Origin of the sequence: Herbaspirillum sp. BH-1, assembly GCF_002870055.1 — a bacterium.
GTDB lineage: Bacteria > Pseudomonadota > Gammaproteobacteria > Burkholderiales > Burkholderiaceae_D > Herbaspirillum > Herbaspirillum frisingense.
The window spans coordinates 100054-111694 of record NZ_PKOI01000008.1; the positions used below are offsets into that span (position 1 = coordinate 100054).

The window sequence follows — 11641 nt, forward strand, 5'->3', positions numbered from 1 at the left end:
AAAAAATTCGAGCTTTCACAACTTCTCTTACAGTTGTTACATACTCGGGCCTGCCCGACATGGCGACAATTGTGCGGGCGGGCAAAAAAGTTATCAAAATAGAAAATCCAAAAACATCCAAAACCACACCGACCAGAGAGAGACCTCATGCGATTGACCTCCCGTTTGCGCCGGGCCGCCGGCCTGCTTTTCACTCACACGCTGACCATCACCCTCACCTCGGCCAGCCTGCTGCTGGGCGCCGCACCCAGCCACGCGGCCCAGCCGCCCAAGCCGGTGGAAGGCAGCTGGGTCGCCCCGAGCTTCCAGTTCCACACCGGCCAGACGCTGGAAAACCTGCGCCTGCACTACGTCACCCTGGGCGATCGCAGCAAGCCGGCGGTGCTGGTGCTGCACGGGACCTACCAGAGCGCCGGGGCCATGCTCTCCAGGGATTTCGGCGGCCAGTTGTTCGGCCCCGGCCAGCCGCTGGATGCCAGCAAGTACTTCATCATCATTCCCGATGGCATCGGCGTGGGCAAATCCACCAAGCCTTCCGATGGCCTGCGCGCGGCCTTCCCGCAGTACAACTATGCCGACATGGTATTGGCGCAATACCGCATGCTCACCGAAGGCATGGGCGTGCAGCACCTGCGCCTGATCATCGGCAATTCCATGGGCGGCATGCAGACCTGGCTGTGGGGCGGCAACTACCCCGGCTTTGCTGACGGCCTGGTGCCGATGGCCTCGCAGCCCACCGAGATGGCCAGCCGTAACTGGATGATGCGGCGCATGCTGGTGGAATCCATCAAGCAGGACCCGGCCTGGAACAATGGCAACTACACCACCCAGCCCCCCTCGCTGCGCCTGGCCAACAACATGTTCGTCTTTGCCACCAATGGCGGCACGCTGGCCTACCAGGCCATGGCCGGCACCCATGCACAAGCCGACAAGCTGGTCGACGAACGCCTGGCCGCGCCGGTAACGGCCGATGCCAATGACTTTATCTACCAGTGGGGTTCGTCGGCCGACTACAATGCCGCGCCCGGCCTGTCCAAGATCAAGGTGCCGGTGCTGGCCATCAACTCCGCCGACGACGAGCGCAACCCGCCCGAGACCGGCATCCTGCAGGCGGCCCTGAAGGACGTGCCGAGCGCGCAGTTGCTGCTGATCCCGGCCAGCGCCGAGACCCGTGGCCATGGCACCACCGGCATGGCGAAGTTCTACGCGCGCGAACTGGAACAGTTCATCCAGGCCTTGCCGCAGCGTTGACGGCCGCCTCGGCCTTGCATTCGGCGGACGGCTTCCAGCTGGCACCATGCAGCTGGAAGCCGCTCTTGCCGCTGCTCTTGACGTGATACATGGCGGCATCGGCCTGCTCCAGCAGCAGCGACAGGTCGCTGCCGTGGCTGGGATAGAGACTGATGCCGATACTGGCGCCCAGCACGAACTGCTGATCGCCCACCTCGATGGGCGCGGCCAGCCTGGCCAGCAGTTTGCGGGCGATTTCGGGGGCCTGTTCCTGATGCTCCAGCTGGGTGGCGATGACGGTGAATTCATCGCCTCCCAGGCGGGCGCAGATGTCGGTACTGCGCACGGCTTCCTTCAGGCGCTGGGCCACGCACTTGAGCACCTTGTCCCCGACCGCATGCCCGGCCTTGTCGTTGACCGGCTTGAAGTTGTCCAGGTCGATGTAGTACACCGCCACCAGATGATGGGGGCGGGTGGCCAGCAAGAGAGCCTGATCGAACAGCTTGTTCATGAAATGCTTGTTGTAGAGCCCGGTCAACGGATCCTTGAAGGCCATCGTCAAGGCCTTGGCCTCGGCGCTGAGTAGCCGCCGCTGGAACAGCGAGAGGATGGCCGCCAGCAGGCTCATGTACTGCAAAGCCGCCAATACCGTCCCCAGCACGAAGCCATGGTCCAGCCAGCTCGGATAGAGCGCGCCGATCGGCCCGCCGCATGCCCAGTGCAGCAGCAGGGCGCCGAAGGCGGCGGCCATGACACGGCGGATCAGGGGCAGGCAATCCAGCTCGGTCCTGACGATGAACCACAGCACATAGCCCAGGATGAAGACGTTGAAGGCGGCGTAGAGGGGGCTGCGGATCAGCGGCACCGGCAGCCCGCTCCAGGAGGTCAGCAACCACAGCATGGTCGTACCGCTGACCAGCGCCACCAGCCAGGGATGGATGCCGACCTTGAAGAAGCGTGCGAAGCCCACCGCCAGGAAACTCTTTTCCAGGATCGTGAAACTGCCATAGACCACATTGGACAAGGCCGGATCTTTCAGCGGCGCCAGGAACAGGAAACTCAGGCGCGCCACCAGCGCACAGCCGATGGCTGCGGCCCACCAGCTTGCGCCGGGATTGGTGCGTGGAATCCTTGATGCCAGCAGGAACAGGGCGATGAAGACGCAATACACCCCGGCCCCGAACGCGTGCACGATCTCATGTTGCATGGCGCCCCCTTGCGCTTGGCCCTTTGCTTCGTCCAGCCATCGTCGAGCAGTCGCTGCTCCCCCGCGGCCATCATAGCGAAGGGGGATGGAGGCGTACAAGGGGGCGAGCGCGATTGGCCGGCAGCATCCTGCCGGGCAATATTGTCCCGGGGAAAACGCTTGAGTACGCCGCAGCCGGCGGGGAGGGTCAGCCCAGCCGGGCCTGGCTGGGCGGGTGACCGATGATGCGCTTGAAGGCGCGGCTGAAGGAGGCTTCCGAATCGTAGCCGAGGCGCTCGGCCACCACCGCCACGCGCAGCCCGTCGCGCGCGATCCAGTGGCGCGCCTGGAACATCTTCACCCGGGCCACATACTTGGCCGGGGTCTCGCCCACCGCGCTGGAAAACTTTTCGATGAAGCTCGATCGCGAGGCCCCCATCAGCGACGCCAGTTCGGCCACCGACCAGTCGCGCTCCGGATGCTGGTGCACCGCCGCCAGCACGCGCCCGATCTGCGGGCAGCGCACCGCCGCGATCCAGCCGCTGGCATCGGTGCAGGCGCATTCCACCCAGCCCCGGATGATGCTGGCCGCCAGCACATCGGCCAGGCGCGCCAGGATGCCGCAGGCGCCGATGCGGTTGAGCACCACCTCGCGCTCCATCGCATCGAGCAGCGCCAGCACCGCCGGGTCGCGCTGGGCCAGGTCGCAGGCGCGCATGGCCTCCGGCATCATCATCAACAGCGGATGCAGCGGATCGAGATTGAAGCGCAGCGTGCCGGAAAACAGCACATGCGAGGGCGCCGCCGTGACGGCTTCGGCACTGGCCCGGTCTACCTCGGCCAGGCCTGGCGCGCTGTCGTCCACCAGAAACAGGTTTTCCGCCAGCGCCTTGCGCGCCAGCTTGCCGATCTCCACCGTCGGCAGTCCCGGCGTGCTGGCCAGGGCATGCAGTGAACCCCGCGGCAGCAACACCGCATCGCCGGCATTGAGCTGCAGCCAGTCATCCTGGCCGACCTGCATCCAGCAACTGCCCTGGGCGACAAAATGGAAAGTCGCCTCACGTCGCGCCCGAAAGGCCACGGCCCACGGCTCATGCAGCACATAGCGCGCATATTCCACGCCATCCAGCCGCAGGCCCAGCAGGATTTCGGTCAGCGCATCGCCTGGATCAGCCTGATGGGGCTGGCGCACGGCAGGCGCGGGACGGAACCCGGCAAGGGTCTCGGGGATATCGGACAAGTTTGGACGAATAGTCATCTTATTGCGAAATATCGGCATGGAAAGTCCAGACATTTAACCATAAACTTCGCTTCCCTGTGATAAGAAAGGTATTTCCATGTCCAACCCCGGCACCCTCGAGGCCCCGCTGACCCAGACGTCGGCCCCGGCTCGCCCAGCTTCCCCTCCTGCCCACGAAGCAGGGCAGGAGGCCCCCGCCAACTGGGCCGGCATTGCCAGCCTGGCGCTCGGCGTCTTCAGCCTGGTCACCGCCGAATTCCTGCCGGCCAGCCTGCTGACGGCCATCGCCACCGACCTGCACGTCTCCGACGGCGCCGCCGGCCAGGCCGTCACTGCCACTGCCATCGTCGGCGCCGTGGCCGCACCCAGCATCCCGCTGCTGACCCGCAATATCGACCGCAAGCGCGTGGTGCTGATGCTCTCGCTGCTGCTGCTGATCTCCAACATCCTGGCCGTGACCGCGCCCAGCCTGCCGGTGCTGCTGGTGGCGCGGGTCCTGCTGGGGGTGGCGCTGGGCGGCTTCTGGTCGATGGCGGCAGCCCTGGCCATGCGCCTGGTGCCGGAACGCCTCTTCGCCCGTGCCATGTCGCTGATCTTGACCGGGGTCTCGGTGGCGACCGTCTGCGCCGCCCCCATCGGTGCCTACATGGGCAATCTGTGGGGCTGGCGCAGCGCCTTCGTGGCCGCTGGCGTGGTCAGCCTGGTGGCCATCGCGATCCAGTGGATCGCCATTCCCCGGCTGCCGCCCAAGGATCACCCCAGCCTCAAGGTCTTGTCCGAACTGCTGGGCCGCACCGATGTGCGGGTGGCCCTGCTGGCGGTACTGCTGGTGGTGTCGGGGCATTTTGCCGGCTTCACCTATATCCGCCCGCTGATGGAGCAGATCACCCACATGTCGGTGGCCACCATCTCGGCGGTGTTGCTGGGCTATGGCGTGGGCGGCTTCTTCGGTAACTTTGCCGGCGGTTTCATCGCCGAGCGCAGCGAGCGCTATGCCATCGTGGCCGGCGGTACCCTGATTGCGCTGCTGGCGGCGTCCCTGTGGGTGGCCGGCAGCTCGCCGGTGGTGGCAGCCATCGCCATCACGCTGTGGGGCTTTGCCTTTGGCGCCTTCCCGGTCGGCTTCCAGACCTGGATCGTGCGGGCCGCTCCGGACCATGCCGAAGGTGCCGGTGGCCTGCTGGTAGCAGCCTTCCAGGTCGCCATCGCCAGCGGTGCCATCGGTGGCGGTGTGCTGGTGGATCACGTCGGCGCCCTGGGTGGGCCGATCTTCGCGGTGGTCACCATCACCCTGGGTACGCTGCTGACCCTGCGCTACGGCCCCCGCGGCGGCGGCGCGGCGGTGGCCGGCAACGCCCACTTCTGAGCTGGTATTCTAGGACGATCCAGCTGCCTGATCGTCCTCCTTGGCTGTCCCCCCGCTTCCGGTGGCCTCTGGCACCGGAAGCGGCACCCCTCCCGGCATTATTCCTCCCCATGCAATAAAGAAGTGCTCGCGGCACGGATTCTCTTCATCCGCGCTTGGCCCCACACTGGCTTCACGGTTCAGGAACAAGTCCTGACCGACTTAACCCACCAGGAGCCACCCCATGAAGATCCATCACCACCCCATGTCCGGCCACGCCCACCGCGCCGTCCTGTTCGCCTCCCTGCTCGGCCTGGATGCCGAACTGATCGAAGTCGACCTGATGGCCGGCGCCAACCGCCAGCCGGCCTTCCTCGCCCTCAACCCTTTCGGTCAGGTCCCGGTGCTGGAAGATGAAGGTGTGGTCATCGCCGACTCCAACGCCATCCTGATCTACCTGGCCAAGAGAGCCGGTCGCAGCGACTGGCTGCCGGAAGACGCGCAGGGCGCAGCGGCTGTGCAGCGCTGGTTGTCGGTGGCGGCCGGCGAACTGGCCTACGGCCCGGCGGCGGCGCGACTGGTGACGGTATTCGGTGCTGCCTTCAACGCCGAGGAAGTGATCAAGCGCGCCCATGTCCTGCTCAATCGCATGGAGCAGCACCTGGGCCAGCGCACCTGGCTGGCGACCGACCATCCCACCGTCGCCGACGTGGCCGTCTACAGCTACCTGGCCCGCGCCCCGGAAGGCAATGTCGACCTGAGCGGCTACCCGGCAGTGACCGCTTTCCTGGCGCGCATCGAAGCCTTGCCTGGTTTCGTGCCGTTCATCCAGACCCCGGCCGGCCTGACCGCCAAGGCCTGAACGTCCAGTCCACCGATCAGCCGACCACCCACCACCCATCAGATTCAGTGAGGCCAGCCATGAAGACTCCTTCCAACGCACCGACCTGGCATGCCGGCGAAAAGCTGCTCCAGCAAAAGTTGGGCGTGGCCGACAAGATGGAAGCGGTGGGGCGTCGCGTGGTGCGCGACTTCATGCCCGACCAGCATCGCGCCTTCTACGCCCAGTTGCCCTTCATCGTGCTGGGTAGCGTGGACGCCGAGGGCGATGCCTGGGCCACCTTCCTGGAAGGCCGGCCCGGCTTCATGGCGTCGCCTTCGCCCACGGTGCTGGACATCCAGGCCCGCCCCTCGGCCCAGGACCCGGCAGCGGCCGGCATGGTCGCCGGTGCGCCAGTGGGTTTGCTGGGGATGGAACTGCATACCCGTCGCCGCAACCGCATGAATGGCGTGCTCACGCCGCTGGCCGATGGCTGGCGGGTGGAGGTGGACCAGAGTTTCGGCAACTGCCCGCGCTACATCCAGCTGCGTGATTTTTCCTTCGAACGCGAACCGCAAGCGGCCCACGTCGACCAGGTCGAGCCGATGACCAGCCTCGACGCTGCAGCCCGCACGCTGATCGGCCAGGCCGACACCTTCTTCGTGGCCTCCTATGTCGATCTGGAAGAAGCTCGCCAGGTCGATGTCTCGCATCGCGGCGGCAAGGCTGGTTTCGTCCGGGTGAATCAGGACGGCTCGCTGACCGTGCCGGACTTCGACGGCAACCTGTTCTTTTCCACACTTGGCAACATCGTCCTCAATGGCCGGGCCGGCCTGATGTTCGTCGATTTCGACAAGGGCAATGTCCTGCAGATGACCGGCGAGGCCGAGCTGATCCTGGACTCGCCCGAGATCGCCGCCTTCCAGGGCGCCGAGCGGCTGTGGACCTTCCGCCCGCGCAAGATCGTGCGTCGCACCGGCGCGCTGGCCCTGCGCTGGCGTTTCCAGCAAGACGCCTGGTCGCCGAACTCGCTCATGACGGGCGACTGGCAGCAGACCGGCCAACGCCTGCTGGCCCAGGAGCAGGGCAGCCGCTGGCGCAGGCTCAAGGTCGCCCGCGTGGTGCAGGAGAGCGATTCCATCCGCTCCTTCCACCTGCAGCCTGATGACGGTGCCGGCCTGCTGCCGGCGCTGCCCGGCCAGCACCTGCCGATCCGCGTGCAGACCGCCGGCAGCGACAAGCCGCTGATCCGCACCTATACCTTGTCCTCGGCACCGTCGGATGCGCATTACCGCATCAGCGTCAAGCGTGATGGCCAGGTATCCCAGCATCTTCATGCGCAATTGCAGGAAGGTGACCATATTGAAGTGCGGGCGCCGGCCGGCGATTTCATGCTGGATGAAACATCCTCCCGGCCGGTGGTCCTGTTGGCCGGTGGCGTGGGCATCACGCCCATGATCGCGATGCTGCGTCACATGGTGTATGAAGGTTTGCGCACGCAGCGCCTGCGCCCGGCCACGCTGTTCTACGCTGCACGCAGCAAAAATGAGCGCGCATTCGACGCCGAACTGGCGCAACTGGTGGCCGCCGGCAAGGGGGCCATCAAGGTGGTGCGCGTGCTGGGCGACACCACCGATGCCATCGAAGGCCGCGACTTCGATGCCGCCGGCCGCATCGACATGACCTTGCTGGCACGCTCGCTGCCCTTCGGTGATTACGAGTTCTACCTGTGCGGGCCGTCACCGTTCATGCAATCGCTCTACGACGGCCTGCGCGGCTATGGCATCGGCGATGACCGCATCCATGCCGAAGCCTTCGGCCCGGCATCGCTCACCCGCACCGGCGCTGCCACCGAGATGGCACAAGCCGCACAGGCAGCACAAGCCGCACCCGCTTCGGTGCCGGTTGCCACCGAAGCGGTGCCGGTGTTCTTCATGGACAGCCTCAAGGAAGCACGCTGGACGCCCGGCACCGGCAGCCTGCTGGAACTGGCCGAGGCCCGCGGCCTGGAGCCCGAATTCAGCTGCCGCGAAGGCCACTGCGGCACCTGCCGCACTCGCCTGCTGGCCGGCGCCGTCACCTACCCGACGCCGCCCCAGGCCAAGGTCGGCGAGGGTGAAGTGCTGCTGTGCTGCGCCGTTCCCGCGCAGCCGGCCGAGCCGGGCAGGGGCCGCATCGAACTGGCGCTGTAGGCGGGATCGTGCGCGCCATGCGGGTTGCCTCTGGCCCGACGGAAGCAGGCATAATGCGAGCTTCTTCGACACCCAGGGAAGGGAAGCACATGGACCGTTGGCTGGCGATGCGCATCTTCGTACAAGTCGCGGAAACGGCCAGTTTCGCCAAGGCCGCGCGACAGATGCAATTGAGCGCCCCGGTGGTGACCCGTACCGTGGCGGCGCTGGAAGAACTGGTCGGCGGGCGCCTGCTGATCCGCACCACCCGCTCGGTGAAGACCACCGAAGCCGGCGCGCGCTACCTGGAAGACTGCCGCCGCATTCTGGGCGAGATCGCCGAAGCCGAGGCCGCCGCCGCCGGCCACCACGCCAGGCCTGCCGGCACGCTGGCGGTGACCGCCTCCTTCATGTTCGGGCAGATGCATGTGCTGCCCATCGTCACCGAATACCTGGACCTCTATCCCGACATGCGGGCGCGCACCTTCTTCATCGACCGCCCCGTCAACATCGTCGAGGAAGGCATGGACGTGGCCATACGCATCGGCCATCTGCCCGACTCCGGCTTTACGGCCATCCAGGTGGGATCGGTCAGCCAGGTGATCTGCGCCGCGCCGGATTACCTGCGCCAGCACGGCACACCTGCCTCGCCTACCGATCTCAAGCAGCATCGCATCGTCACCTCCACCAGCGCCTGGGCCTCGCCGGAATGGCGCTTCGCCGACGGCCAGCGCGTGCTGATCGATGCCGTCCTGCAGACCAACACCAACGAAGCCGCCATCAGCACCGCCCGCAAGGGCTGGGCCATGACCCGGGTGCTGGCCTACCAGGTCGCGGCCGATCTGAAGGAAGGCCGCTTGCAGCGCGTGCTGCGCGAATTCGAAGAGCCACCCCTGCCGATCCACGTGCTCTACCCGGAAGGGCGGCACTCACCGGCCAAGGTGCGGGCTTTCATCGACCTGGCCGTCAGCCGGTTGCGCAACAACCCCTTGTTCCGCTGAACCCGCCGTGCCCGGCATCGGCGCGCGCATTCACGCTCACACTCACGCTCAGCGCAGCGCCGCCTGCTCCTGCTCTGCCGCCTGTTCGCGCTTGAGCCGGTCAGTGGCCAGCAGATTGTTCTTGGTTTCCTGGATGTGTCGCTCCAGAAGCATGGCCACCTTGGCCGCATCGCGCTGCTTGCAGGCTTCCAGAATCTCGAAGTGATCGCTCTGCGGGCCTTCCTTGCCGGTGGCCAGCGACATCATTTCGTGGGTGTAGCGGTCGGTGTTCAGACAGAATTCCTCGATCAACCGACGCAGCTTGTTGTTATTGGATGGCGCGCACAACGCCAGGTGGAAGCGGCGGTTGTACTCTGCCCATTCCGCGACCGAATCAGAAGCGTTGTAGAGATCCAGGATCTCCTGCAACTGCGCCAGATCCCGCTGCACCATGTTCGGGACGGCAATCTTGGCCGCATGGCATTCCAGGGCGATGCGGATATCCATCATCTCGCACAGCTGGTTCACATCCATCCCCGCCACCACCGCACCGCGATTGCGCTGGTAGGTAATGAGCCCCTCCGATTCAAGCTGGCGCAGTGCTTCGCGCACCGGTAGCCGGCTGGTGTTGAAACGTTCGGCCAGGGCGTCCTGGCGCAACTGGGTGCCGGAGGCCATGCTGCCGTTGAGGATTTCATAACGCAACTGGTCGCGGATGATTTGCGGGAGCCCCTTGGCGGCCTTGGCCCGGCTGTTTTGCGTTGGCATTGTCGATTTTCTTGTTGGGTCGCCGATTCCTGCTCGCTGCCCGGGTTCGAGGCCGGCGCTGCGCTGCGGCCCGAACGTCATCGGCATTGCCCGTCGGCATCGCTCGCATTGGCGGAATCTGTGGTCTGAAAAGTTCTTATTGTGCCTCAACTTTTCCTCTGATAGACTGGATCCAATCGTTAGTAAGTGGATCCAATTTATATAAAGTTGAATAAAGTAATGGCTAATTCATATCCAATATCGGGCAATGAGCCGGTCTTGAACTACGCGCCACGCAGCCCTGAACGCGAGGCCTTGCGCGCCGAACTGACGGCCCAGAAGAACGCCTGCCGTGATATTCCGGCCGTAGTGAATGGTCAGTCCCTGTACGGCAGGACCACCACGCCGGTGCGGGCTCCGCACGATCACGAGCGCGTACTGGCCAATCTCTACCACGGCGACCGCGAGACCTGTAGCGCCGCCATCGATGCCGCCCTGGCGGCGCAGCGCGAGTGGAGCAACTGGTCGCTGCAGGAGCGTTCGGCGGTGTTTGAAAAGGCCGCCGACCTGTTGGCCGGACCCTGGCGCGCGCGCATGAACGCGGCCACCATGCTCGGCCAGAGCAAGACCTGTTACCAGGCCGAGATCGATTCGGCCTGCGAACTGATCGACTTCCTGCGCCTGAACGTGCAGTTCGCCCACGAGATCGCGCAGATGCAGCCGCGCCACGCGCCGGGCGTACGCAACCGCACCGAATACCGGCCGCTGGAAGGCTTCGTCTATGCCGTCACGCCCTTCAACTTCACGGCCATCGGCGGCAACCTGGCCATCGCGCCGGCGCTGATGGGCAATACCGTGCTGTGGAAGCCGGCGGCCACGGCATCGCTGTCGAACTATCTCTTCATGGAACTGCTGGAGGCAGCCGGATTGCCGCCGGGTGTCATCAATTTCGTGCCGGGCGATCCGGTGGAGATCAGCAACGTGGCGCTGAACCACGCAGCCCTGGCGGGCGTGCATTTCACCGGCTCCACGGCGGTGTTCGACAGCATGTGGGGCGAGGTCGGGCGCAACATCGCGCGCTATCGCGCCTATCCGCGCCTGGTCGGCGAGACCGGTGGCAAGGACTTCGTGCTGGCGCATCGCTCGGCCGATGTCGATGCATTGGCCGTGGCACTGGTCCGCGGCGCCTTCGAATACCAGGGCCAGAAATGCAGTGCCGCCTCGCGTGCCTACATTCCGGCCTCCTTGTGGCCGGCAGTCAAGACGCGCCTGGTGGCCATGGTCAAGTCGATCAAGATGGGCGATGTCTGCGACTTTGCCAACTTCATGGGGGCGGTCATCGACAAGCGCGCCTTTGATCGCATCCGCAGCTACATCTATCGCGCCCGCGAAGATGCCCAGGCCGAGGTCCTGGTCGGCGGCCAGTGTGACGACCGGAGCGGCTATTTCATCGAGCCGACTGTCATTGAGGTCAAGGATGCGCGTCACGCGCTGATGGAAAACGAAATCTTCGGTCCCGTGCTGGCCGTGTACGTCTACCAGGACAGCCAGTGGGACGAAGTCCTGCAACTGGTGGACGGCACCAGCGCCTACGCCCTGACCGGGGCGGTCTTCGCCAGCGAGCGTGCCGCCATCCAGCAGGCCGGCCAGGCGCTGCGTTTTGCGGCAGGCAATTTCTACATCAACGACAAGCCCACGGGCGCCGTGGTCGGCCAGCAACCCTTCGGCGGCGCGCGCCGCAGTGGCACCAATGACAAGGCCGGTTCGGCGCTGAACCTGTTGCGCTGGGTATCACCGCGCACCGTCAAGGAAACCTCGGCGCCGCCGCATGACTACACCTATGCGCACATGAACAAGTAGCGCCGGCGCAACGCATCGATCGTCCGCCGCCGGCCGGCAGCCGGCAATTCCAGCAATCAGGG

Annotated in this window: 9 protein-coding genes; 6 read left to right on the forward strand and 3 right to left on the reverse strand. The window is 65.6% G+C overall.

Features of this window, described 5'->3' with window-relative positions:
- The first annotated feature begins 147 nt into the window (after window positions 1–147).
- Window positions 148–1251, forward strand: a complete 1104-nt coding sequence (locus HBH1_RS12925; RefSeq protein WP_102663075.1) for an alpha/beta fold hydrolase — start codon at window positions 148–150, stop codon at window positions 1249–1251.
- On the opposite strand, the gene HBH1_RS12930 is transcribed toward HBH1_RS12925, so the two are convergent.
- Both HBH1_RS12930 and HBH1_RS12935 read right to left on the reverse strand, forming a co-directional pair.
- Window positions 1226–2437, reverse strand: a complete 1212-nt coding sequence (locus tag HBH1_RS12930; RefSeq protein WP_102663076.1) for a GGDEF domain-containing protein — start codon at window positions 2435–2437, stop codon at window positions 1226–1228. The two genes, HBH1_RS12925 and HBH1_RS12930, sit on opposite strands and share 26 nt — an antisense overlap.
- A gap of 187 nt (window positions 2438–2624) precedes the next feature.
- The gene (locus HBH1_RS12935; protein WP_233207599.1) at window positions 2625–3674 is read right to left on the reverse strand and encodes an AraC family transcriptional regulator; all 1050 of its coding nucleotides are present in this window, start codon (window positions 3672–3674) and stop codon (window positions 2625–2627) included.
- A gap of 79 nt (window positions 3675–3753) precedes the next feature.
- On the opposite strand from HBH1_RS12935, the gene HBH1_RS12940 reads away from it, so the two are divergent.
- The 4 genes from HBH1_RS12940 to HBH1_RS12955 all read left to right on the forward strand — a co-directional run bounded on the left by HBH1_RS12940 (window position 3754) and on the right by HBH1_RS12955 (window position 8993).
- On the forward strand, window positions 3754–5022 hold the full coding sequence (locus HBH1_RS12940; protein WP_102663078.1) for an MFS transporter: 1269 nt from the start codon (window positions 3754–3756) through the stop codon (window positions 5020–5022).
- Window positions 5023–5245: 223 nt separating this feature from the next.
- Complete coding sequence (locus HBH1_RS12945; protein WP_102663079.1) at window positions 5246–5863, forward strand: glutathione S-transferase family protein; 618 nt, start codon at window positions 5246–5248, stop codon at window positions 5861–5863.
- Between the two features lie 59 nt (window positions 5864–5922).
- The gene (locus HBH1_RS12950; RefSeq protein WP_102663080.1) at window positions 5923–8013 is read left to right on the forward strand and encodes an FAD-binding oxidoreductase; all 2091 of its coding nucleotides are present in this window, start codon (window positions 5923–5925) and stop codon (window positions 8011–8013) included.
- Between the two features lie 89 nt (window positions 8014–8102).
- Complete coding sequence (locus HBH1_RS12955; protein WP_102663081.1) at window positions 8103–8993, forward strand: LysR family transcriptional regulator; 891 nt, start codon at window positions 8103–8105, stop codon at window positions 8991–8993.
- Between the two features lie 48 nt (window positions 8994–9041).
- Here the strand turns inward: HBH1_RS12955 and HBH1_RS12960 are convergent, their stop codons facing one another.
- Window positions 9042–9740 carry a GntR family transcriptional regulator gene (locus HBH1_RS12960; RefSeq protein ID WP_102663082.1) on the reverse strand — a complete coding sequence of 233 codons (699 nt, stop codon included), beginning with the start codon at window positions 9738–9740 and terminating at the stop codon, window positions 9042–9044.
- Window positions 9741–9959: 219 nt separating this feature from the next.
- Here HBH1_RS12960 and pruA point away from each other — a divergent pair, with 219 nt between their 5' ends.
- A complete protein-coding gene (gene pruA, locus HBH1_RS12965) occupies window positions 9960–11579 on the forward strand; it encodes an L-glutamate gamma-semialdehyde dehydrogenase (RefSeq protein WP_102663083.1) in 1620 nt (539 codons plus the stop codon).
- Window positions 11580–11641: the final 62 nt, after the last annotated feature.